Genomic DNA, 23,627 nt, shown 5'->3' on the forward strand with positions numbered 1-23,627 from the left:
GTCAGGCGATCTCCGGTTCGCGGTCCGCCGAGCGGCGCACGATCGGCCGCGCATGTTTGTCGAACACCAGCGTGCTGTGCTGCTGGTTGCGCAGGGCCTGGGCCTCGCGCGGGTCGACGTCCAGCGCCATCGCTTCCTCGACGAGCGTCACCGCGGCCGGCCCCTGCCGGCGGCGGGTCCGGTGCGCGAAGCGGGCCTGGTTGTAGTAGGCCCAGCCGGCGAATACCACGGCACTGACCAGTGCATAGCCGAGGATCGCCAGCAGGTCGCTGGTCTGGTTCGCGTAGGCCTCGGCCGACAGCTCGATCCAGGCCGTGCGCACGCCGGCCAGCCAGGCGACCAGCGTGATCACCGGCAGCCACAGGTAGAACCACAGCATCCACGCCACCAGCGTGACCAGCGAGGACAGCGCGCGTTGCGTCGGCGTGCGGCGGCGCTCGTTCTGGATCAGGAAGCCTTCGGCTTTCATCGCAGCCCCCGGTCCGGGCTGACCCATACCGCGCGCACGCCGCGGCGCTTGAGCAGCGCCTTGGGGAACGCGACGACGGTGGTCAGCGTGTTGATCATCCAGTAGGCGATCGGGTACCAGATCATCCAGTAGTAGTTGCGCCCGATGCGCGTTTCGTAGCGCCGGTCGATGACCAGGCTGAGCATGAATTGCGTAAGGCAGGTCAGGCCGAGGATGACGCCGTGCCAGCGTGGCAGCAGGCTCGGCACCGCGATCTCGGGCGGCAGCGGAACAAATTTCCCCACCGCCCACACCGCGACTACCACCAGCATCAGGTAGGCCCAGACCAGGCTGAGCAGGTATTCCAGCGCCACCGGCCACATGCGCCGGCGGCGCCAGTTGAACAGGCCACTGGCGTAGCGCAGCAGCACCTCGCTGCCGCCCTGCGCCCAGCGCAGCCGCTGGCGCCACAGGCCATGCACGGTTTCGGGGGTGAGCAGCCAGCACAGCGCGTTAGGCTCGTAGCGCACGTCCCAGTGGCGCATCTGCAGGCGCCAGCTGACGTCGATGTCCTCGGTGACCATGTCGACGTTCCAGTAGCCCACGTCCAGCAGCGCGCGCTTGCGGAACGCCGCGATCACGCCCGATACGGTGAAGATGCGCCCGTAAACACGCTGGGCGCGCTTGATCAGGCCGATGATCGAGGAGAACTCGCCGACCTGCAGTTTCCCCAGCAACGTGGAGCGATTGCGGATGCGCGGGTTGCCGGTGACCGCGCCCACGCGCGAGCTGTCCAGCAGGTGGCGCATCATCCAGTGCGCGGCGTTTTCGTCCAGCAGGGTGTCGCCGTCGATGCACACCAGGAACTCGTGGCGCGCCGCGAGCGCCGCCATGCGCAGGCCCATCGCCTTGCCCTGGTTGGCGGCGAAGTGGATCACGCGCAGCTGGGGCACTTCCTTCGCCAGCGCATCGAGTTGCTCGCCGGTGTCGTCGGTGGAACCGTCGTTGACTGCGATGATCTCGAATTCCGGCCAGCGCTGGCGCGCCAGCTGCCCGATCGTCTCGCGGATGTGCGTGCCCTCGTTGTGGCAGGGCACCAGGATGCTGATCGGCGGCTGCTCGGGCAGCGGCTGGGGCTCGGTGCGTGGCGGCTGCCGTCGCTCCCAGCGCAGGAAGTAGAGGATGCTGCCGCTCATCCACAGCATCGACATCACCAGCGGGTAGTAGAAGGCGAAGTCGAGCAGCACGGACAGGGTGTGGTTTGTCGTTTCCACGATCAGCGCCCCCTGTATGGATAGGTAGCCGAGGAGATGCCCGGGCGGATGCGTTCCAGCTGCGGGTGGTCGGCCGGGAAGTCGTCCGGGTAGTAGCCCAGGTGCAGTGCGCCGTGGACCTGCAGCAGGCGCATGCGGGCAAGCACCGTCGCGGTGGCGATCGGTTGGCGTGTGCGCCAGTCCCGGGTAGCCAGTTCGAACATGGTCTTCTCGCGCGCACCCGGCACCGCGGCAACGGCCCCGGCGAGGCGTTCGAACCATCCCTTGTCGGGTCGGGCGCGATCCAGTTGCGGCATCGCCATCAGACCCACCTCGTCATAACCGGCCACGAACGCGGGCAGCGACTGCGCGAACCACGCTTCGGTCTTGCCATCGAGCACGGGCGCGGCAAACAGGTTGCGCGCGGTGCGCAGCTGTGGCCGCCAGCGGCGCGCGCGCTCGACCAGTTCGTGGGTGTAATCGACCAGCCATGCCGTGCGCGCGGGGCCGGGTGGTGGCGCATCGTGCAGGCGGTCGGTGTCGCGCAGCAATGTGTCGTCGGAGAACAGCAGTCCGGCGAAGGCCGCATGGCCGGCAAGATCCTCGTAGAGGTCACCGACCCACGCGCGCACGGCCGGCTGCGAGGGGTCCAGCCGTGCCACGTCCTTGCCCTTGCCGGGCAACCCCCATGCCGCGACCGGGTCATCCGCGCGCGGGCGCAACGCCAGCGACGGCATCCAGGCATAGACCTGCACGCCGGCCCGGGTCCGCAGCTGCCAGGCCACGCGCCCGAACAGGTCCGCGCGCATGGGCAGGTGGCGATTGGGGAAGTACAGCGCGTCGGCCACGCCATCGCCGTCGGGATCGGCGTAGGCCTGCAACCACACCTGGTCGACGTCCATGCGCTTGATGCGGTCGAGCAGTTTCGAAAGATTGCGCTCGCGCTGCGCCGGGTCCGGATCGTAGACATAGTCGAGGTCGACCTGGACCACGCGCCGCGGTTCGACCGGATGGCTCGGCAGCAGCTGCCAGGCCAGGTCCGCCACGCCCGGATCGCCACCCATCAACAAGCGATCCAGCGTGTGGTCGCGCACCGGGTCGGGCACGGCGTTGCCCAAGGTCAGCGACATCTCCATGCCCAGCGCCGCGGCGATCTCGCGTCCCGGCCGATTGAACGCGCCGTAGGGCCAGACGATCGCCTGTGGCGCCACCCCGGTGTGCTCGCGGATCGCCGCCACGCTGCGCGTGAGGTCGCCGGTGATGCGATCGTGCCAGGCCGCTTCGCTTTCGTAGCTTCCACGGGACGGGTCATAACGGCGCGTCACCGCCGAGGGCAGCAGGTTGCCCTGCGGATTGCCCAGGATGCCCTCGTGCAGGGCGTGGGTATGCGAGGCGATCTCGACCAGGCCGGAGCGCTGCATCTGCCGCACCTGCGCCCAGGTGACGAAACACGAGGCGTCGCAGTCGCGGCCGTTGTAGTTCAGGCGGTCACCCGGCGCAGTCTCGATCCAGCCGGTGACCAGCGCCAGCAGCGCCGGATAGTGGTAGGCCTGCAGCAGCGGGTAGACGCGCGTGTAGAAGCTTTCCAGTCCGTCGTCGAAGGTCAGCAGGAAGGCCTTGTCCGGCAGTGCCGGACCGCCCTGCCCGGCGGCGCGCACCTGCGAGGCGCTGACCGCGGTCCAGCCGTTGGCGTGCAGGTACTCCAGATGCGCGACCAGGTGGTCCAGGCTGGTCGCATCCGGATCGGTGGTCGGCCCCTGCGCGGCGTCGTGGATGTCGTGGTAGCTCAGGATCACCAGCCGTCCGGCGTGCACGGGAATGGCCAGCAGGAGCAGCAGGGCGAGCATCAGGTAGCGCATGTCACTCCCCCCAGTGCAGGGTCAGTTCGAGCGTAGCGCGCGTTTCGCGCCGCCCGTCGTAGGGCTGGCTGTGCCAGCCCAGACGCCAGCCGAAGCCGAGCCCTTCGTGCGGCTGCCAGGCCTGTCCGTAGCCGACGTCCGCGACCCAGCCGGGCGACTGGCCCTGCTGTGCGTAGCTGCCGATCGCCACGTCGACCAGCTGGTGCCAGGTACGCCCGTAACGGGCCGCCAGCACGTGGTCCAGGTGGGCGCTCACGGTGGCGGCGCCATCGCGTGCGGGGTTGAAATAGGCGGCCTCATCCAGCGTGTTGTGCGAGGCATACAGGTCCGCGCCCAGGTCCAGCTGCAGCCCCGGGCGGGTCAGTACGCGCCCGCTGACGCCCAGGTCCGCCGCACGGCGGCGGTTGCCGTCGCTGAAGTTGGCCGCCTGCACGCCCAGGCGAGCGGCAAGCCGTTCGCTCGCGCGCCATTGGACCGTGCTGTCCAGCGTGCTGCCGTGGATGCCGTAGTAGCGGGCGCGCAGCGGAATATCCGCGCCGGAGCTGCTGGCGTCGGTGCTCCAGGCCCAGTGGTCGCTGATCGACCAGTCGAAACCCGCTTCCACGGCCATCGGATCGCTGCCGGTGCCGCGCGACGGCAGCGCCTGCAGGTACGCCTGCAGGCCGCGCCACTGGCCCCGCACACCCAGTCCCGCGTCCGTGCGGTGGGCGTCGCCTTCGGGCAGCGAGGCCTGTGCACGGCGGGCGACGGCGTAGACACGCCAGTGATCGGCTAGCAACGGCGAGGCCAGCGAAGCGAACGTGTTCTGGTCGCGGTCGCCGTAGTCGATGGTGTTGCCATGACCAAAGGTCTGCGCCGCATCGAACTGCCAGCCGCGCTGGCGATCCCAGGCGCGACGCGCGCGCTGCACCTGGGCGTTGCGCGGGTAGCGTGCCTCGAGCGCTTCCAGGCCCGGTTCGACACCGGCGAAATCGCCCAGGTCGCGCTGCGTTTCCAGTTGGCCCAGGCGCACGCCGATGTCCTGCGGGTCCAGCCCGTGCGCGATCGCCAGGTCCGCTTCCGCGCGGCGCGGCCAGCCACGGCTGCGCTCATTGTTGGCCAGCTCGCGGCGCCAGGCCCCGTTGGCCGGCGCCTCGCGCACGCCCGCGGCCAGGCGCGCATGGGCCTGGGCCAGCAGGCCGGCATAGCCGCGCAGCAACGCCGCGTGGAGGTCGTCCTCGCTGCGGTGCGGATTGGCCACCGGCGCGGACTGCCCCGGCTTGCGCAGCCACACCGGTTGCGCTGCGGCGGCCGCATCGATGGCCTGCTCCGCCCTGGCGTACTGGCCGGCTTCGCTGTAGGCGTACATCAATACGATGGCCGGATCGGACTCGCTGTCGGAGAGGCTGCCCGGGTTCGCCGGACCGGCGCGTTCGAGCAGGCGCGCGGCTTCCTCCGGCCGCTGACGGTCGAGCAGCGCCTCGGCGAGCGGCCGCAGCACGTAGCTCGGCAGGGCCTCGCGCTGCGCCGGGCGCATGGCGTCGTAGGCCGCCACCACCTCGACCGGGCGGCCCGCCGCCTGCAACGCCACCAGCCGGTCGAGCTGGCCGCGGCGCACGATCACCGGGTCGTCGGCGTGGCGCGCGATCAGGCTGTCGAGCTCGCGCACCGCCGCATCCGCGGCGGCATAGGGATCGGCACCCGGTGCCAGCGGATCGCGTGCCGCGCGACGCGCGCGTTGCGCGGCGACATCGGCATCGAGTCGTGCGAGCAACGCGGGATCGGCCGGCATCGCCTGCGCCAGCTCGCGTGCGCGGCCGACGGCGCCGGCGTCGACCAGGATCAGCACCTGGCGGCGCAGCAGTTGCGCATCCCCGGGGTGCCCACGCAGCGCGTCCTCGCACACCGCCAGTGCGCCGGTCCAGTTTCCGGCCTGACGCAGGCGGTCGATCGTCGCGACGGCCTCGGCCGGATCGGCTGCGCCGGCGCGGGCAGGCGCGGCCAGCAACGCCGCCCACACGGCGACGGCGAGCGCAACACGCCGTCGGCCCACCCACATGGGGCCTTGAATGGCCATGCCGTTTTCCCCCTGTCCTGTCCGTTCTGGCCGGGTCGGCTACCGGAAGACGGACGGTCGATCGGCGCGCGAGCGCGTTTTTGTGAACTCTATCACAGCGCCTTTTACGGCTTGCCAGCTGTCGACTGGCCATCCAGACGTCCTTCCCGTCGCGCCGGACGCTGGCCGGACGGCATGCCCTCAGCCGTCGTGCGGGATGCGTCCACGCAGCGAGGCGGGTTGCCAAGGGCCTGCCTGCGCGATGAGTTCACGCGCCGCGTCCACCTGGCCCCACACGTTCCACAGCAGTACGCCACGCACGCGGCCATCGTCCAGGTAATAGACCACGCCCTTGCGGTGCGGCTCGCTCCAGTCCTCCACCACCTGCAGGCGCGCATCGAGCAGGCCGACTGCTTCGTAGCCGAGGTCGAACAGGTCGGAGTAGAAGTACGGCAGGGTGGTGAAGTCGCCGCCGGCGCCGGCCATCGCGCGGCCGGCATGCGCGCCCATCTCGACGGCCGCGTTCTCGTGCTCCACGCGCAACCGGCGGCCGAGCGACGGGTTGAAGAAGTTGGCCATGTCGCCGGCGGCCCAGATGTGCGGGTCGCTGGTGCGCAGTTGCCCATCGACCACTACGCCATCGGCGATCTCAAGGCCCGCCTGCGCGGCCAATGCCGTATCGGGCGTCACGCCCAGGCCCGCGGCGACGGCATCCACACGCAGGCGCCGGTCGTCGGAGAGAACCAGTTCGACGCCGTCGTGGCTTTCCTTGCCATCGACCGCTTTGACGCCCGACAACAGTTCCACGCCGCGCTCGCGGTAGTAGTCGTCCAGGAACGCGGACAGCGCCGGCGGGTAGCGCCCGCTGCCGATCGACGCGCCCGGGAACAGCAGGGTCACCTTGCAGCCGACGCCGCGGAGCGAGGCGGCCAGCTCGCTGCCGATGAAGCCGCCGCCGACCACGGCGACGTGCGCACCCGCCACGGCATGGCGACGCAGGCGCCGGTAGTCGTCGAGCGTGCGGAAGGCGATCGCCCGGTCGCCCCCGGCAAAGGGCAACGGCCGCGGTGTGGCGCCGGTGGCCAGCAGCAGGCGACCGTAGCGGTAGCCGTCGCCGTGGTCATCGCCGACGCGGCGACTGGCCCGGTCCAGCGACTGCACGCGCCGCCCCAGGTGCAGCGTCGCGCCCGTGGCGGCGGTGCCCAGGTCGATCGCTTCGGGCGTCTTGTCGCCCTTCCACAGCGCCTTCGACAACGGCGGCCGCTCGTAGGGCGGTGAGGTCTCCACACTGACCAGGCCGATGCTGGCCGCCGCATCCGCCGCGCGGATCGCCTTGGCCGCCGCATCGCCCGCCATGCCGCCGCCGATGATCAGGTAGTCGTACGCGTGTTCCATGTCCCGCTCCCGTGGCCTGCCCTCCGGCCATGATGCGCCCGTTCCACTGGCACGGGGGACGACGCGGTGCAAAGCCGGCCTGCACACGGCCTTGATCGCCGCGCCCGCCACACTGCCGGCGATGAACACCCGCCCGAGCGATCCCGACCCGGCCCTGCGCGCGCAGGTACGCAAGGCTGGCCTGGTCTACGTCAGCGACACGCAGCCGGGCATCCGCCGGCTGCGGCGGGGCAAGGGCTTCGGCTACCGCGATGCCGACGGCCGGCCGGTCACCGACAAGGCCGAACTGGCGCGCATCCGTGCGCTGGCCATCCCGCCGGCCTACGAGGATGTGTGGATCTGCGCCAACCCGGACGGCCACCTGCAGGCCACCGGGCGCGATGCGCGCGGGCGCAAGCAGTACCGCTACCACCCGGACTGGCGTGAACTGCGCGACCACGGCAAGTTCGACCGCATCCTCGCCTTTGGCGCCGCGCTGCCGACGTTGCGCCGGCGCACCCGCAAGGACCTCGCCTTGGCCGGCCTGCCGCGCGAGAAGGTGCTGGCGCTGCTGGTCCGCCTGCTGGACGAGACGCTGATCCGCGTCGGCAACGAAAGCTACGCGCGCGCCAACAGGAGCTACGGCCTGACCACGCTGCGCTCGCGCCACGTGCGCGTGGCACGCGGCCGGCTGCGCTTCTGCTTCAAGGGCAAGAGCGGCCAGGAGCAGGACGTCGAACTGGACGACTCGCGCCTGACGCGGATCGTGCGCCGCGTGCAGCACCTGCCCGGCCAGCGGCTGTTCCAGTACCTGGACGATGCGGGCGAGCGCCAGCCGGTCGACTCGGGCATGGTCAACGACTACCTGCACGAGGCCTGCGGCGAGGCGTTCAGCGCCAAGGATTTCCGCACCTGGGGCGGCACCGCCCATGCCGCCGGCGTGCTGGCCTGCACGCCGCTGCCGGAAAAGGGTGGCGAACGCGCCCGCCGCCACGCGCTGGTCGACGCGGTCAAGCAGGTGGCCGAGGTGCTGGGCAACACGCCGGCGGTCTGCCGCAAGTCCTACATCCATCCGGAAGTGTTCGAGGGCTGGCGCGACGGCAGCCTGCAGCGGGCGATCACCCAGGCCTGCGCGGGCAAGCCGCGGGAGCTGGAAAAAGCCACGCTGCGCTTCCTGCGGCAACGCCTCAAGCCGACGCGTCGCGGCCGTTGAGACGGGTGCGCGTAAACTCCGGTCCTGTAGCTTGCCGGAACCTGCCATGCCCCTCGCCAACGTACTGCTCGCCCTCCTGCTCCTGGTCGCCCTCGCCATCCTCGTGTTGCAGCTGGTGCTGCTGCGCCGTGGCCGTGCCGACGACGGCCTGGCCATCCGTCTGGACGCCTTGAAGAGCGACGGCGAGCGCCTCGAACGCACGCTGCGCGAGGAGCAGCGCGCCGGTCGCGAGGAACTGCAGCAGGGTTTCGACCGCTTCCGCACCCACGTCGCCGAGCAGCTGGGCGGCATGTCGCGCCAGCAGGCTGAGCGCATCGACGGCTTCGGCCAGCGCCTGGATGGTCTTACCACGCGCACCGACGCCGGGCTGCAGGGCCTTGCCCAGCGCCTTGCCGACGATGCACGCAAGAGTCGCGAGGAAATGGTCCTCACCCTAACCCGCGCCAGCGATCAGCAGCGCCAGCAGCTGGCCGCGCTCACCGCCGACAACGAAAAGCGCATGGGCGAAGTGCGCGCCACCCTGGAGGCCAAACTCAAGGCGCTGCAGGACGACAATGCGGCCAAGCTCGAGCAGATGCGCGCCACCGTCGACGAGAAGCTGCAGAGCACGCTGGAAACGCGCCTGGGCCAGTCCTTCCAGCTGGTGTCCGAGCGGCTCGAAGCCGTGCAGCGCGGGCTGGGCGAGATGCAGAGCCTGGCCAACGGGGTGGGTGACCTGAAGCGCGTGCTGTCCAACGTGAAGAGCCGCGGCATCCTGGGCGAAGTGCAACTCGGTGCGCTGCTGGAGCAACTGCTCACGCCCGAGCAGTACGAATCCAACGTGGTCACCGTACCCGGCTCCAACGAGCGAGTGGAATTCGCCATCCGCATGCCCGGCCAGGGCGACGTCGCCCAGCTCTACCTGCCGATCGACGCGAAATTCCCGGTCGAGGATTACCAGCGTCTGCTCGAAGCCCAGGAACTGGCCGACGCCGAAGCGGCCGCCGTCGCCGGTCGCGCGCTGGAGGTGCGCGTGCGCGAGGAGGCCAAGCGCATCAGGACCAAGTACGTCGCGGCCCCGCACACCACCGACTTTGCCGTGCTGTTCCTGCCTACCGAGGGCCTCTACGCCGAGGTGATCCGCCGCCCCGGCCTGTTCGAGCTGCTGCAACGCGACCATCGCGTCGTGGTGGCCGGTCCGACCACGCTGAGCGCCCTGCTCAACAGCCTGCAGATGGGCTTCCGCACGCTGGCCATCGCCCAGCGCAGCTCCGAGGTGTGGAACATCCTGGGCGCGGTGAAGACCGAATTCGGCAAGTTCGGCGACGTGCTGGACAAGGTCAAGAAAAAGCTCGACGAGGCCGGCAAGCACATCGATGCGACCGGCGTGCGCACGCGGGCGATCGAGCGCAAGCTGCGCGGCGTGGAGACGCTCTCGGGCGAGGTCACCCAGCAATTGCTGGGCGTAGTGCCGGAACTCGATGACGACGTCGAGGAAAGCACGCTCGAGTGAGGGTGGTTTCCCGCAAGGCTTCCCCCATCCGCCCTTCGGGCACCTTCCCCCGCGGGCGGGGGAAGGATCCGCCGCCTCGCCCTAAACGGGGGCGCCGTAGCGCCACCCTCGCGAGCCTTCCCCCGCAAACGCGGGGGAAGGTGCCGACAGGCGGATGGGGGCGCGCCGTGCGGGGAGGGCTCACGCCTTCCACTCGAACACGTCCTCCACGCCCACGCCGAACGTGCGCGCGATGCGGAAGGCCAGCTCCAGCGACGGCGCGTACTTGCCCGCCTCCAGCGCGATCACCGTCTGCCGCGTGATGCCGCAGGCGTCGGCCAGTGCCTGCTGGGTCATCTCGCCATGCTCGAAGCGCAGCCGGCGGATGACGTTGCCGATCGGGGTGCCCGGAGCGCTCAACGCCGGTCGCGCCAGTAGGCCAGCCCGGTGACCAGGTATTCGAGCAGGCAGGAGCCGATCAGCCCGGCCATCAGCATGTTCGAAAGTGTCATCGGCCGCGCCCAGGCCAGCCTGTCGGGCGGCGTGAAGGCGAACAGCACGGCGAGCGCGACGACGAGAACCACCAGGCTGCCGCGTGCCCAGCCGGCGGCGCGCGCCTCGATCGCGCGGTCGCGCTCGTCTGCTTGCACCTTGTCGCGCCAGCGTCGGGCAAGCACCTGCATCACGACCAGCCAGGCCACCACCATCATGCCGATGTGCCTGCCGATGGCCGTGGCCTCGGGCGCGCGACCGCCATCCGTGCCGACCATCTGCGACGCGCGCAACCCGAAATAAAGCAGGATCGCCAAGGTGAACAGCAGGCCGATCCAGGCCCGTTGCTCGCCCGGCGAAACGGCGGCCACGGCCTCCCCCAGCGAGGTGCCCGACGCCGTCCAGGTAGCCCACAGCAGATACCAGACCAGCCAGGCACCCCCGATCAGGGCCAGACCGCCGGGCCAGCCCAGGTCCACATCCGGCAGGACGAACAGCACGTAGAACGCCAGTATGGACAGCGGTATCAGCACCGCGTAGCGCAACGAACGGCTCATGGCACAACCCTCCCTCAAAGTGGGATGTACGTTAAATGTTACATTTTGTCGCGTCAACCATACTTTCGCTCTATCCGGCGGCCTTTGCACACCCTTCGAACCGGTTTGCTTGACACGGTCGCTACACTGGAACGCTGCCAGCGCCGCGGTCCTGGCAAGCCACTCATTCTCAAGCCCGAGGCACCCGCATGAGCGACCCGAGCAACTCCAACGACGTCACCCAGGCGCAGGCCGAGGAAGCGGTGCGCACGCTGCTGCGCTGGGCTGGCGACGATCCCTCGCGCGAGGGCCTGCTGGACACGCCGCGCCGCGTGGTCAAGGCCTATCGCGACTGGTTCTGCGGCTACGCCGAAGACCCGTCGGAGTACCTCAAGCGCACCTTCAAGGAGGTCGAGGGCTACGACGAAATGGTGGTGCTGCGCGACATCGAGTTCGAGAGCCACTGCGAGCACCACATGGCGCCGATCATCGGCCGCGCCCATGTGGGTTACCTGCCGACCAACCGCGTGGTCGGCATCAGCAAGCTCGCCCGCGTGGTCGAAGGCTACGCGCGCCGCTTCCAGGTGCAGGAGAAGCTCACCGCGCAGATCGCCCATTGCATCCAGGAACACCTGAAGCCCGCCGGCGTGGCGGTGGTGGTCGACGCCAGCCACGAGTGCATGACCACCCGTGGCGTGCACAAGCGCGGCGTGTCGATGGTGACCAGCCAGATGCTCGGCGCCTTCCGCGAGGACGCGCGCACCCGCGCGGAGTTCCTGCAGTTCATCGGTATCCACGGCGCACGCTGAAGTTTCGCGGCGCTCGGCCGCTACAGGGCGCGATTACAACGACCCCTGCCCCGTGCATCTGGACCTTGCCACCCTGAGCCTGCTCGGCGCCCTGCAGGCGCTTCTGATCGCGCCGCTGCTGCTGCTGGCCACGCGCGCCTATACCGGCCGCGCACGCACCAGCCTGCGCATCTGGGGCACGGTACTGGTGTTGCAGTCGCTGGGCTGGCTGCTGGCGGCACTGCGCGGACAGGTCAGTGACTGGTGGTCGATCGTGCTGGCCAACGGCGTGCTGATCGTGTCCTACGCCGAGACCGCGCGGGCATTGCGCCTGCTGCTGGAGGTGCCGCAGCGGCGCGGCTGGCTGGCCGCGATCGGCCTGGCGGCATGGCTGGGCATCGTCTGGTTCGGCGTCGTCCAACCGGACTACCGCACGCGTGTGTGCATCGCCGCGGCGATGCTGGGCTGCTACCTGGGCATGCTGCTGTGGCCGCTACGCCACGCGCTGCGTCGCGGCGGCTCGACCGCGCAGCGGGTGATGCTGCTGGTGCTGGCCGGTGCCGCGGTCGCCTGGGGCCTGCGCTTGCACGAGCTGGCCACGCTGCCGCAGGTCGGGCTGCTGCGGCCTACCCCCGGCAACATCGCCAACATGGTGTACGGCACGCTGGAGCCGGTGTTCGCCACGCTCGGCTTCCTGCTGATGTACAACGAGGCCGCGCAGGCCGAGCTGCGCCGCCTGGCCCGCACCGACCCGCTGACCGGCACGTTCAACCGCCTGGCGCTCGACGAGGAAGGCGCGCGGATGTTCGGCACGGGCGCCGGGCTCGCGGTGCTGATGCTGGACGCCGACCACTTCAAGGCGATCAACGACCGCTTCGGCCACGCCGTCGGCGATCGCGTGCTCGCCACACTGGCCCATGGCATGGGCACCCTGCTCCGCCCGGGCGACATCCTGGGCCGCGTCGGCGGTGAGGAATTCCTGCTGTTGCTGCCACGCAGCGACCTGGACGACGCTCGCGCGCTGGCGGAGGCCTTGCGGGCCCATGTCGCGACCATGTCGCTGGAACTGGACGGCGAGGTCCAGCCGATCAGCGTCTCGATCGGCGTGGCCGTGCGAACGCCGGCCGACCGGGATGCCGCCGCCCTCGTGCGCCGCGCGGACCGCGCCCTGTACGAGGCCAAGCGCGCCGGCCGCAATCGCGTCGTGGCCGCGGACGAGGCACCGGCCTGAGACGCTTGCCGCTGCGGCAGGCGGCCTGCTCCAATGCGCCGATGCGCCATCTGCTTCCGCTGCTGGCCCTGCTCTGCGGGCCGGTCCACGCCAACGACTATCCGACCGCGGTTTCCGCCTACCTGGCGCTGTTCGACCGCGACGGCGACGGACGCATCGCGCCGCAGGAATACGTCGATTACCTGAGCGCCGGCTTCCACGCGATGGACGCCAACGACGACGGCGTGCTCGAGGCCGACGAGCTGCCGCCCGGGTCCCGCCGTGTGCCGCGTTCGCTGGCCGCCTTCCAGGCCGACCTGCGCGCGCAGTTCCGCCGCTCCGACCGCAACCACGACGGCTTTCTCAGCGCGCGGGAACTGGCGCAACCGCCAGGCTAGGGGACACCTGACCCTGCATCCGCCGCACGCCATCCGTGCCGCGCACGCAGCAATCCGGCCGCAACGATGCGCTATCGTGCGCGCTTCGTTCGCCGGTGACCTGCCGCATGGATTCGAGCCACACCGCACTCAGCGACACACGCCGCCGCGCGGCAGTGATCTTCATCTTCGTCACCGTACTGCTGGACATGCTGGCGTTCGGCATCGTCATCCCGGTATTGCCGCACCTGATCGAACAACTGGCTGGCGGCGGCATCGCCCGGGCTGCGTGGTGGGTCGGCGTGTTCTCCACCGTGTTCGCGGTGGTGCAGTTCGCCTTCTCGCCAGTGCAGGGCGCGTTGTCGGACCGTTTTGGCCGGCGGCCGGTGATCCTGATCTCCAACCTCGGGCTGGCGATCGACTTCGTGATCCTGGCGCTGGCGCCAACGCTGTGGCTGCTGTTCGTCAGCCGCGCGCTGCTGGGCATGACCGCGGCAAGCTTCACCACCGCCAACGCTTACATCGCCGACATCACCCCGAAGGAAAAGCGCGCGGCCGCCTACGGCATGCTTGGCGGCGCGTTCGGGCTGGGCTTCATCGTGGGACCGGGGCTGGGCGGCTTCCTCGGCGACATCTCGCTGCGGCTGCCGTTCTGGGTGGCCGGCGGCCTGGCGCTGTGCAACTTCCTGTACGGCTATTTCATCCTGCCCGAGTCGCTGCCGAAGGAACGACGCACACCGCGCTTCGAGCTGCACAGCGCGCATCCGCTCGGTTCGCTGAAACTGCTCCGTCGCCACCCGCAGGTGCTGGGACTGGGCGTGGTGATGTTCCTGGTGTACCTGGCCCATTACGTCCTGCAGACCACCTTCGTGCTGTACGCGGACTACCGCTATGACTGGGGTCCGCAGGCGGTGGGTTTCGTGCTGATGCTGGTCGGCGCCTGCGACGGCTCGGTGCAGGCTTTCCTCACCGGCCGGCTGACGCCGCGCTTCGGCGAGCGGCGGGTGCTGCTGGCCGGCCTGGTCTGCGGCATCGGTGCATTCGCGCTGATGGGCGTGGCGAAACAGGGCTGGCTGTTCCTCGCCGGCATTCCGTTGATGGCGCTGTGGAGCCTGTCCGGGCCACCTATCCAGGCGCTCATGACGCACCAGGTCGATCCGTCCGAGCAGGGCCGCCTGCAGGGCGCGATCACCAGTCTGGGCAGCTTTGCCGGCATCTTCGGGCCGTACCTGTTCGCGCAGGTGTTCGCCTTCTCCATCGCGCCCACCTCGCCCGTGCATCTGCCAGGCCTGGCCTTCGTGCTGGCCGCGTTGCTGCTGCTGGCCGGCACGATCATCGCGGCGCGCGTGACCGCGCATACCGCACCGTTGGCCGGCAACGATCCCACCCACCATGCGGCGGACGCCCCGGACGCGCTGCCGCACGATTCCTCCCACTGACACTGGAGTTCTCCATGACGCTTTCGATGTACCAGGCTTCCGTTCCCGTGTTCGTGCGTGCACTGACCAACCTTGCCCACGTGTTGAAGAAGGGCGAGGCGCACGCCAGGGCCAAGGGCGTGACCGACGAGGTGCTGCTGAACACCCGCCTGATCCCCGACATGCTGCCGCTGGTCAAGCAGGTGCAGATCGCCTGCGACATGGCCACGCGCGGCGCTGCCCGGCTGGCCGGCGTGGAACCGGCCTCGTTCGAGGACAACGAAACCACGCTGGAGCAGGTCCAGGCGCGCATCCAGCGCGCGATCGAGTACGTGCAGGGTTTCGGCGCGAGCCAGATCGACGGCAGCGAAGGCCGCGACATCCACCTGAAGATGCGCAACGGCGAGATGGATTTCAAAGGCCAGGATTACCTGTTCGGCTTCGTCATGCCGAACCTCTATTTCCACTGCACGACGACCTACGTGATCCTGCGCGAGGCCGGCGCGGAACTGGGCAAGACCGACTTCATCGCCGGCGCCCAGCAGTAGTTGCCCGAAGGGCGCGACGGTCAGCCGTCGCGCCTGGCTGAACGAAAGCGATGTGCCGGTTTTCCGGCATCTCCCGAAGCGTGATCGTGCTCACACTCGCCGCCGCTCCATGGCGCGAGCCCTGCTTGTCCCTGCGCGAATTTCCTCCATCGAGCAGATCATGGACAGCTTCTACGAATGCGTCATTTGTGGCGGCCCGCAGCACGGGTTGGTCTACAAGCGGCCGCTGAACTCCCGCCATCCCACGCCGCTGGCGGTCGTCACCGACGATGGCCAGCTGTGCACGCCGGCCGCGCGCAAGTTCGGCTCGCGCGTGGTGCTGTTGCACCCGCAGGCCACTGGCGAGCAGTTCCGGACCATTCTTGCGGCGTAAGTGGCGCCCTGCGTCAGTAGGGCGGGCTTCAGCCTGCCATTGCGCAGGCCGCGGCGGCTGAATCCGCCGTGCGAGTCGGCCTCCCTGCTTGTTCCGGCACCGTCGCGGCCGGGACAATAGGCGACCCGGCGTAGCGCGCTCGCCACGCCAGCCGACGTGCTCCCCGCCCATGCTGCGACTGACTGACCTCAAGCTCCCGCTCGACCACCCGCCCGAAGCCCTGGCAGGCGCGATCCTCGCGCGCCTGGCGCTTCCGGCGTCGGCGCTGCGCGGTTTCGCCGTGTTCCGCCGTGGCTACGACGCCCGCAAGCGCGGCGCGATTGCGCTGGTCTACACGCTGGACGTGGAGCTGGTCGACGAGGCGTCGGTGCTGGCCCGCTTCGCCGACGACCGCCACGTGCAGCCCACGCCCGACACCGGCTATCACCCGGTCGCGCAGGCGCCGGCGCGGCTGGAACACCGGCCGATCGTGATCGGTTTCGGTCCGTGCGGCATCTTCGCGGCACTGATCCTGGCGCAGATGGGCTTCCGACCCATCGTGCTCGACCGCGGCAAGGCCGTGCGCGAACGCACCCGCGACACCTGGGACCTGTGGCGCAAGCGCAACCTGCATCCGGAATCCAACGTGCAATTCGGCGAGGGCGGCGCCGGCACGTTTTCCGATGGAAAGCTCTACAGCCAGATCTCCGACCCGCACCACCACGGGCGCAAGGTGCTGACCGAATTCGTCAAGGCCGGCGCACCGGAGGAAATCCTCTACGTCAGCAAGCCGCACATCGGCACCTTCCGCCTGGTGACCATGGTGGAGAACATGCGCGGCACGATCCAGGCGCTCGGCGGCGAGATCCGCTTCGACCAGCGCGTGGAGGATCTGCGGGTCGAAACCGCCGCCGACGGCTTGCGCCATGTGCGCAGCGTGCGGCTGGCGGACGGCAGCGAGCTGCGCTCGGACCACGTGGTGCTGGCCGTCGGCCACAGCGCGCGCGACACCTTCGAGATGCTGCACGCGCGTGGCGTCCATCTGGAGGCCAAGCCGTTCTCGATCGGCTTCCGCATCGAGCATCCGCAGTCGGTGATCGACCGCGCGCGCTTCGGCCCGCAGGCCGGTCATCCGATTCTCGGCGCGGCCGACTACAAGCTGGTCCACCACGGCAACAAACCCGGCCAGAGCGGCCGCTCGGTGTACAGCTTCTGCATGTGTCCGGGCGGCACCGTGGTGGCGGCCGCGTCCGAACCCGGGCGGGTGGTCACCAACGGCATGAGCCAGTACTCGCGCAACGAGCGCAACGCCAACGCGGCGATCGTCTGCGGCATCACGCCGGAAGACTTCGCGCCCTACGGCGAGGGGCCGCTGGCGGGCATTGCGCTGCAGCGTCACTGGGAGTCACACGCGTTTGCGATGGGTGGCGGCGACTACAGCGCGCCCGGCCAACGCGTGGGCGACTTCCTCGCCGGCCGCGCATCGCGTGAACTCGGCGACGTGCTGCCTTCGTACAAGCCGGGCGTGCACCTGACCGATCTCTCCGCCGCCCTCCCCGGCTACGCCATCGGCGCGATCCGCGAGGCGCTGCCGCTATTCGACCGGCAGATCCGCGGCTTCGCCATGCACGACGCGATGCTGACTGGCGTGGAGACGCGCACCTCCTCGCCGGTGCGGGTCAGGCGCAACGAAGGCGACTACCAGAGCCTCAACACGCGCGGGTTGTTTCCGGCCGGCGAGGGCGCGGGCTACGCCGGCGGGATCCTGTCGGCGGCGGTCGATGGCATCCGCGTGGCCGAAGCGGTGGCGTTGGCGATCACCGGGTCGGAACCACGGGCGATCTGAAGGCCTCAGTCGGCGCGGCCCTCGCGCCCCAGCCACCTCCCGATCGGCGCCGGGTGCCCGAGCAGATAGCCTTGCCCCAATTCGCAGCCCATGCCGAGCAGCGCCTCGCGTTGGGTGGGCGTTTCGATGCCCTCGGCGATCACCTGGATATCGAGCGCGCGCGCCAGCGCCAGGATCGCCGCAACGACGGTGGTCGCGGTGGTGTGTTCGTCCGCGCCCAGCGCATGCACGAAGGCGCGGTCGATCTTGAGCATGCGCAGCGGCAGCGAGTGCAGGTAGCTCAGCGAGGAATAGCCGGTGCCGAAGTCGTCCAGCGCCGCGCCCACACCGATCGCGCGCAGGCGTTCGAGCATCGTGCGGACCTGTTCCGGATTGTCCAGCAGCGAGCCTTCGGTAACCTCCACGATCAGCCGCCAGGGCGGCAGGCCGGTGCGTTCGAGCAGGTGCACCAGGCGCGCATCGAAGTCGCGGTGGCGCAGATGCAGCGCGGATACGTTGAAGGTCAGGAAAGTGTTCTGGTCGGCCAGCTGCAGGAAGCGTTCGCAGCCGCGCTCGAACAGCCGCCAGTCGATCGATTCGATGTGCCCGCTGTCATGCGCCACCTTGAGGAAATCGGCCGGCCCGAGCACGCCCAGCTTCGGATGGTTCCAGCGCAGCAGCGCTTCGTAGCCCACCACCGCGCCATCCTCCAGCCGGCAGAACGGTTGCAGGTAAGGCTCGAATTCGTCGCGCGCCAGCGCCTGGCGCAGTTCGCCTTCCATGGTCAGCACGTCGATGACGTTCTTGGCGAGCGTCTCGTCGAACAGCTCGTAGCGCTTGCGGCCCTCCTCCTTGGCACGGTACAGCGCGATGTCGGCATCGCGCAGCACTTCGTCGGCGGTGGTGTAGGTGCTGTCGCCGATGGCGATGCCCATGCTGGCCGAGGGCGCCAGCTCGCGACCGGCGATCTGCATCGGCACACTCAGCGCATCGAGCACGCGCTGGGCCACCGCCACCGCGGCGGCGGGGATGTCGATGTCCTCCAGCAGGATCGCGAACTCGTCGCCGGACAGCCGCGCGACCACGTCCGGCTCGCGCACACAGTCGTGCAATCGACGGGCGATCTCCTTCAGGAAGGCGTCGCCGGCCAGGTGGCCGAGGCTGTCGTTGATCACCTTGAAGCGGTCCACGTCCAGGTACAGTAGCGCACAGCGGCGGCCCGGCTCACGCTGCAGGATGGCCAGCACGCGCTCGAGCCGGTCGCGCAGGAAGCCGCGGTTGGGCAGGCCGGTGAGCGCGTCGTGCATCACCTCGTGCTTGAGCTGGCTCTGCACGCGCTCGCGCTCGGCGATCTCCTGGCGCAGCTCGAACGTGCGCTCGGCCACGCGCTGTTCCAGCTCGGCATAGGCGCGCTGCAGCGACACGGCGGCACGGCGGCGGTGGATGCTGTTGGCGATCTGCAGCGCCGCGAAGGTAAGTAGCTCCTGGTCGGCCTGGTCGTAGTCGATCGAGGGCGTGTAGCTCTGCACCGCGACCAGGCCGATCGCCTGCTCGTCGACCCGCAGCGGCACGCCCAGCCAGCACACCGCCGGGCGGCCCACGCGAACCAGGTCGACCTCATGGCGGCGCGCGAGCTCCAAGGTGTCTTCCTGGAAGGCCAGCAAGGGCTGCCCCCTGCGCAGCACGTATTCGGACAGGCCGCGGCCGAGCGGGCGCTCCTGCGCCTTGCGCATGCCGGCATCGACGTAATAGGGAAACACCAGTTTCTGGCGGTCGTCCGAGAGCAGCGCGATGAAGAAGTTCTCCGCGTTGATAAGCTCGCCGACCACCGCGTGCGTGCGCTCGTAGAACTCGTTCTCGTCGATGTCGGCAGTGGCCAGCTGCGCCAGGTGGAACAACGCCGCCTGCAGCCGTTCGGCGCGCTGGCGCTCGTGCACTTCCTGCTGCAGCCCGCGGTTGGCCTCGGCCAGTTCCTGCGTGCGCAGGCGCACGCGTTCCTCCAGCTCGTCCTTGCTCTGCTTGCGCTCCAGCGCGGTGAGCACGTGGCTGCCGACGAATTCCAGCAGCGCGCGGTCGTCCTCGGAAAAGCCGATGCCGGCCTGGTAGCTCTGCACCACCAGCGCGCCGTACACCTGGCCATCGCGCAGCATCGGCACGCCCAGCCAGTCCACCGCCTCCGGTCCGGAGGGGGCGAAGGTTCCCGACACCTGTCGGCTGATCTGCTCCAGGCTTCCCATCAGCGCTTTGCCGCCGGTGAGCAGGTGCCAGGTCATGGAGTTGCGCAGGCTTTCCAGCGGCACGTCGTGGCTGGTGTCCGGCGCGTCGGTGTCTTCGATGTCGGCGTAGTAGAGGAAGCGCATCGTGCCGCGCTGCGGGTCGCTGCGCACGATGAAGAAATTCTCCGCGTACATCAGCGTGCTGATGATGCCGTGGATGCGCTTGAGCATCTCGGGCATGTCCAGGTCCGAGCCGGCCAGGTCGGCGATGGCGAACAACGCGCGCTGCAGAACTTCCGAACGCGCCAGCTGCCTGTGCGAATCTTCCAGGTCGGCCAGTTTCAGCGCGCGCTGCAGGTACGGGCCGGCCAGTTCCAGAAAGGGTTCAAGCTGACCCAGCAGGGATTCCGGGGTCTGGCCGCGCTCCATGTCGAGCATCAGGAACGCGCGCTCCTGCGGCAGCAGGCGCAACAGCAGCTCCTGCCCCTGGCGCACGCAGCCCTGGCCGTTCGATGCCAGCAAGGCCCGGGCGCGGTCGAGGCGTCCGTAGTCGGGCAGCCGGCCACAACTGCTGTAGGCGCGCGGCAACCCGCTGCCCGCCCAGGCCACGACGGCGTGGCGACAACCGGCCTGCTCCTGTACGAAGGCCGCGACTACCGCGGCGACCTCGCCCGGCGTGGTCGCCACCACCAGGCGGGCCAGCCAGGCGGCCTCACCCCCCTGCGTGGGCTCGGGCGGCATGGCGTGCGGAGCGCTCATGCAAACACCCTGCGACAGCGGAGCCTGTCACCGCAACCGCTGGCCCGCTCATGCCCCCCTGCCCTGCGACAGTGCCGATTCATGGAGTTCCTATCGCGCGCCCCGGTTTCAGCCCGTTCGTGATCCATACCACAAGATCGGCTGCCGCGAACCTATCTTGAGCCGCGTGCAAGCAGCGCAACGCCACGGCGGCGGCGACCTGCGCGGGCTAGAATCACGCAATGCTCACCGATGCCACCAAGGACGCGATCCGCGCCGCCTACGCACGCCTGAAGGAAGGCCTGCCCGGCTTCCGGCCGCGCGCTGCGCAGGGGCGGATGATCGCCGAAGTGGCCAAGGCGCTGGCCACCGAAGGCGGTGCCGCGGTGGTCGAGGCACCGACCGGCACGGGCAAGTCGATGGCCTATCTGATCGCCGGCATGGAAGTGGCCCGCGCGCAGAAGAAGAAGCTGCTGATCGCCACCGCGACCGTGGCACTTCAGGAGCAGCTGGTCGAGCGCGACATTCCGCTCTATCTGAAGCTCGACGGCAGCGAAGCGAAGGTCGCGCTGGCCAAGGGCCGCGGCCGCTACCTGTGCCCGCGCAACCTGGTGATGGCCCGCCAGAGCATGGGCGCCGATGCCGGCCAGCTGGGCCTGGGTTTCGATGCGGATCTGGCGTTGTGGTCGAAGCCGCCGGCCGAGCGCGACAAGCAGACGCTGTCCAAGCTCGCCGGTGCATTCGAGCGCGGGGAATGGAACGGCGACATGGACGCCGCGCCGGAGCCGGTGGGCGATTTCCTCAAGCCCATGCTCACCACCAGCGCCGGCGGCTGTACCGGGCGCAAGTGCATCCATTTCATGCAATGCCCGTTCTTCGCCGCCCGCCGCGCCGTGGCGGACGCCGAGCTCATCGTCGCCAACCAGGACCTGGTGCTGGCCGACCTGACCATGCCCGGCGAGGACGAAGGCTGGGGTGGCGTGATCCTGCCCAAGCCGAGCGAGACGCTGTACGTGTTCGACGAGGCGCATCACGTGCCGGCCAAGGCGATCGACCGCGGTGCGGCCGAGGTCTACCTTGGGGCCAGCGTGCGCCAGCTGAGCCGACTGGCGCGACAGGTGCACGCAGCCTACTCGCTGACCGACAAGGAGTCGCTCGGCAAGCTTGCGCTCGACGCAGGCGACGCAAAATTGCAGGAACTCTCCGACGGACTGGAGGAACTGGAAAAGGCCATCCGTCTGTCCTGGTTGCCCGATCCGGCCGAGAACGAGCCGATGTACCGCGGCTCGCTCGGCCAGTTGCCCGAGGACTGGGTACTGCAGGCGCAGGCACTGCACATACAGACGGCCGAGATCCAGCGCTGGCTCACCGCCGTGCGTCGCGCGGTGGTGGAGATGACCGACGGCGGCCCGACCCAGGAAGCATTGGCACGCGAGCTGGGCATGGCGCTCGAACGGCTGGACCGGCAGGAACGCACCTGGCGCGCCTGGGCCGGCGACGATGCCGACAACGCACCGCCGCTGGCGCGTTGGGTGACCCTCGCCGGCGACCAGCAACTGGTCTGTCACGCCTCGTCCGTCTCCGCTGGCGGCCTGCTGCGGCACGTGCTGTGGAACAACGCCAGCGGCGTGGTGCTGACCTCGGCCACGCTGAGCGCGGGCGGCAACTTCCGGGGCTTTGCCGATGCGGTCGGGCTGCCCGACGACGCGATCACGCTGAGCCTGCCTTCGCCGTTCGACCTGGCCGCGCAGGCGCGGTTGGAAGTGCCGGCGATCGACGTACTGCCCGACGCGCGCGAAGCCCATGCGCAGGCGATCTGCGACTGGCTCGCCGGCCATCTGGACTGGAACGCCGGCAACCTGGTGCTGTTCACCTCGCGCGCCAAGCTCGACCGCGTGCTGCAGCGGCTGCCGATCGACAAGGTGCGCAAGGTTCGCGCGCAAGGTTCGCTCGGCAAGGCACAGCTGATCGCCGAACACATCGCCGACGTCGAGTCGGGCAAGGGCAGCACGCTGTTCGGCCTGGCTTCCTTCGGCGAAGGCCTGGATCTGCCCGGCAAGCTGTGCGAGACGGTGGTGATCACCCAGTTGCCGTTCGCGGTGCCGACCGACCCGGTCGGCGCGACCTACGCCGAGTGGCTGGAATCGCGCGGCCGCAACCCGTTCCTCGAAGTGAGCATTCCGGAGGCGACCCGCCTGCTCACGCAGTACTGCGGTCGCCTGATCCGCAGCGAAACCGACCGCGGCCGTATCGTCCTGCTGGATCGGCGCGTGGTAACCAAGCGCTACGGCGCGGGAATGCTGCGTGCGCTGCCGCCGTTCCAGCGGGTGATCGAGCGCGTCGCGTAGCGCGGGCGAGCCACCGGCTCCGGCCCTTGCCTGCGAAGTTGTCCCAAGGCTGCGTGCAGGCACGCCTTCGCCCAGCGGCATGGCCCCGACACCATGGCGGCGTGGAATGGCCGTGCGCGGATGATGCCTTCTCTCGACCGGGAGAAGGTTGCGGTGAGCGAAGAGCCCACAAAGCAAAAGCGGCCCGAAAGGGCCGCTTTGCCATTGGCTGCCTTGGCTACGCTCAGAACAGCGCGCGCATCTTCTTCATCGCATTCGCCTCGACCTGGCGGATGCGCTCGGCCGAAACGCCGTACTCGTCAGCCAGATCCTGGAGCGTCGCCTTGTTCTCGTTGAGCCAGCGGCGCTGGATGATGTCGCGCGAGCGCTCGTCGAGCTTGGACAGCGCGCTGGACAGCGTTTCAAGCTGGTTGTCAGCCTGGTCGGCGTCGGACACGTTGTCGTACGGATCGGCGCCATCGTCCACCAGGAAGGCCTCCGGCGCCGGCTTGGCGTCGTCGTCCGCATCGGCGGGCGCCTCGAAACCGATGTCGCGGCCGGACAGGCGCGATTCCATCTCGCGCACGGTCGCCTCGGGCACGCCCAGGTCGTGGGCCACCACGCGCACCTCTTCGGCATTCATCCAGCCCAGGCGCTTCTTGCTCTTGCGCAGGTTGAAGAACAGCTTGCGCTGCGCCTTGGTGGTGGCGACCTTGACGATGCGCCAGTTGCGCAGGATGAACTCGTGCATCTCGGCGCGGATCCAATGCACCGCGAAGCTGACCAGGCGCACGCCCTGATCCGGGTCGAAGCGCTTGACCGCCTTCATCAGGCCGATGTTGCCTTCCTGGATCAGGTCGCCCAGCTGCAGGCCATAGCCCGAATAGCCGCGGGCCACGTGGACCACGAAACGCAGATGCGACATCACGAGCTTCCTGGCCGAGCCCAGGTCGTTCTCGTCGGTGAAGCGGCGCGCCAGCGCCTGCTCCTCGTCATGGCTGAGCACCGGGATGCGGTGCACGGCGGAAATGTAGGCATCCAGGCTGCCAACGACGCTGGGGATCGGCAGGTTGGCGGTCACCAAGGCTTGGGACATGTGGAACCTCCGGCAAGTAAATCGCAGCTTAGCACTCGTCTGCTGAGAGTG

19 protein-coding genes are annotated in these 23,627 nt (G+C 69.5%); 10 read left to right on the forward strand and 9 right to left on the reverse strand.

The annotated features are described in order from the left end of the window. Position 1: 1 nt before the first annotated feature. From pgaD to J7I44_RS07875, 5 genes are all read right to left on the reverse strand, one after another. The gene (pgaD, locus tag J7I44_RS07855; protein WP_209618578.1) at positions 2-469 is read right to left on the reverse strand and encodes a poly-beta-1,6-N-acetyl-D-glucosamine biosynthesis protein PgaD; all 468 of its coding nucleotides are present in this window, start codon (positions 467-469) and stop codon (positions 2-4) included. Continuing rightward, positions 466-1,722 (reverse strand): poly-beta-1,6-N-acetyl-D-glucosamine synthase, encoded by a 1,257-nt coding sequence (gene pgaC / locus J7I44_RS07860; protein WP_342451879.1) that lies wholly within the window; start codon positions 1,720-1,722, stop codon positions 466-468. The genes pgaD and pgaC overlap by 4 nt, the downstream gene beginning before the upstream one ends. A gap of 2 nt (positions 1,723-1,724) precedes the next feature. Then, entirely contained in the window at positions 1,725-3,560 is a 1,836-nt protein-coding gene (pgaB, locus tag J7I44_RS07865) for a poly-beta-1,6-N-acetyl-D-glucosamine N-deacetylase PgaB (protein WP_209618581.1), read from the reverse strand. A gap of 1 nt (position 3,561) precedes the next feature. After that, positions 3,562-5,616 (reverse strand): poly-beta-1,6 N-acetyl-D-glucosamine export porin PgaA, encoded by a 2,055-nt coding sequence (gene pgaA / locus J7I44_RS07870; RefSeq protein WP_209618584.1) that lies wholly within the window; start codon positions 5,614-5,616, stop codon positions 3,562-3,564. Between the two features lie 180 nt (positions 5,617-5,796). Then, positions 5,797-6,990: an NAD(P)/FAD-dependent oxidoreductase gene (locus tag J7I44_RS07875; RefSeq protein ID WP_209618587.1), complete on the reverse strand. Its 1,194-nt coding sequence runs from the start codon at positions 6,988-6,990 to the stop codon at positions 5,797-5,799. Between the two features lie 121 nt (positions 6,991-7,111). Between J7I44_RS07875 and J7I44_RS07880 the strand changes: the two genes are divergently transcribed. Both J7I44_RS07880 and J7I44_RS07885 read left to right on the forward strand, forming a co-directional pair. Further along, on the forward strand, positions 7,112-8,182 hold the full coding sequence (locus J7I44_RS07880; RefSeq protein WP_245188044.1) for a DNA topoisomerase IB: 1,071 nt from the start codon (positions 7,112-7,114) through the stop codon (positions 8,180-8,182). 46 nt (positions 8,183-8,228) lie between these two features. Next, positions 8,229-9,674 (forward strand): DNA recombination protein RmuC, encoded by a 1,446-nt coding sequence (locus J7I44_RS07885; RefSeq protein ID WP_245188036.1) that lies wholly within the window; start codon positions 8,229-8,231, stop codon positions 9,672-9,674. A 180-nt stretch (positions 9,675-9,854) separates the two neighbouring features. Here the strand turns inward: J7I44_RS07885 and J7I44_RS07890 are convergent, their stop codons facing one another. Then, positions 9,855-10,073 (reverse strand): helix-turn-helix transcriptional regulator, encoded by a 219-nt coding sequence (locus tag J7I44_RS07890; RefSeq protein WP_245188037.1) that lies wholly within the window; start codon positions 10,071-10,073, stop codon positions 9,855-9,857. After that, complete coding sequence (locus tag J7I44_RS07895; RefSeq protein WP_209618593.1) at positions 10,070-10,702, reverse strand: hypothetical protein; 633 nt, start codon at positions 10,700-10,702, stop codon at positions 10,070-10,072. Before J7I44_RS07895 ends, J7I44_RS07890 begins: the two co-directional genes overlap by 4 nt. Positions 10,703-10,890: 188 nt before the next feature. Here J7I44_RS07895 and folE point away from each other — a divergent pair, with 188 nt between their 5' ends. From folE to J7I44_RS07930, 7 genes are all read left to right on the forward strand, one after another. Next, positions 10,891-11,490 carry a GTP cyclohydrolase I FolE gene (folE, locus tag J7I44_RS07900; protein WP_209618596.1) on the forward strand — a complete coding sequence of 200 codons (600 nt, stop codon included), beginning with the start codon at positions 10,891-10,893 and terminating at the stop codon, positions 11,488-11,490. 52 nt (positions 11,491-11,542) lie between these two features. Further along, positions 11,543-12,700, forward strand: a complete 1,158-nt coding sequence (locus tag J7I44_RS07905) for a GGDEF domain-containing protein (protein WP_209618598.1) — start codon at positions 11,543-11,545, stop codon at positions 12,698-12,700. A 41-nt stretch (positions 12,701-12,741) separates the two neighbouring features. Next, the gene (locus J7I44_RS07910; RefSeq protein ID WP_209618797.1) at positions 12,742-13,077 is read left to right on the forward strand and encodes an EF-hand domain-containing protein; all 336 of its coding nucleotides are present in this window, start codon (positions 12,742-12,744) and stop codon (positions 13,075-13,077) included. Positions 13,078-13,184: 107 nt separating this feature from the next. Next, positions 13,185-14,495 (forward strand): TCR/Tet family MFS transporter, encoded by a 1,311-nt coding sequence (locus tag J7I44_RS07915; RefSeq protein WP_209618601.1) that lies wholly within the window; start codon positions 13,185-13,187, stop codon positions 14,493-14,495. A gap of 14 nt (positions 14,496-14,509) precedes the next feature. Further along, entirely contained in the window at positions 14,510-15,022 is a 513-nt protein-coding gene (locus J7I44_RS07920; protein ID WP_209618603.1) for a DUF1993 domain-containing protein, read from the forward strand. Positions 15,023-15,182: 160 nt separating this feature from the next. Then, complete coding sequence (locus tag J7I44_RS07925) at positions 15,183-15,395, forward strand: hypothetical protein (RefSeq protein WP_209618606.1); 213 nt, start codon at positions 15,183-15,185, stop codon at positions 15,393-15,395. Between the two features lie 169 nt (positions 15,396-15,564). After that, on the forward strand, positions 15,565-17,220 hold the full coding sequence (locus tag J7I44_RS07930; RefSeq protein WP_209618609.1) for an NAD(P)/FAD-dependent oxidoreductase: 1,656 nt from the start codon (positions 15,565-15,567) through the stop codon (positions 17,218-17,220). Between the two features lie 5 nt (positions 17,221-17,225). On the opposite strand, the gene J7I44_RS16925 is transcribed toward J7I44_RS07930, so the two are convergent. Then, a complete protein-coding gene (locus J7I44_RS16925) occupies positions 17,226-20,174 on the reverse strand; it encodes a bifunctional diguanylate cyclase/phosphodiesterase (RefSeq protein WP_209618612.1) in 2,949 nt (982 codons plus the stop codon). A gap of 221 nt (positions 20,175-20,395) precedes the next feature. Between J7I44_RS16925 and dinG the strand changes: the two genes are divergently transcribed. Beyond that, complete coding sequence (gene dinG / locus J7I44_RS07940) at positions 20,396-22,501, forward strand: ATP-dependent DNA helicase DinG (RefSeq protein WP_209618617.1); 2,106 nt, start codon at positions 20,396-20,398, stop codon at positions 22,499-22,501. A 223-nt stretch (positions 22,502-22,724) separates the two neighbouring features. Here dinG and rpoH read toward each other — a convergent pair whose 3' ends face one another. Then, the gene (gene rpoH / locus J7I44_RS07945; protein WP_209618620.1) at positions 22,725-23,576 is read right to left on the reverse strand and encodes an RNA polymerase sigma factor RpoH; all 852 of its coding nucleotides are present in this window, start codon (positions 23,574-23,576) and stop codon (positions 22,725-22,727) included. Positions 23,577-23,627: the final 51 nt, after the last annotated feature.

Source organism: Frateuria flava, from assembly GCF_017837635.1.
Classification (GTDB): Bacteria; Pseudomonadota; Gammaproteobacteria; order Xanthomonadales; family Rhodanobacteraceae; genus Frateuria_A; species Frateuria_A flava.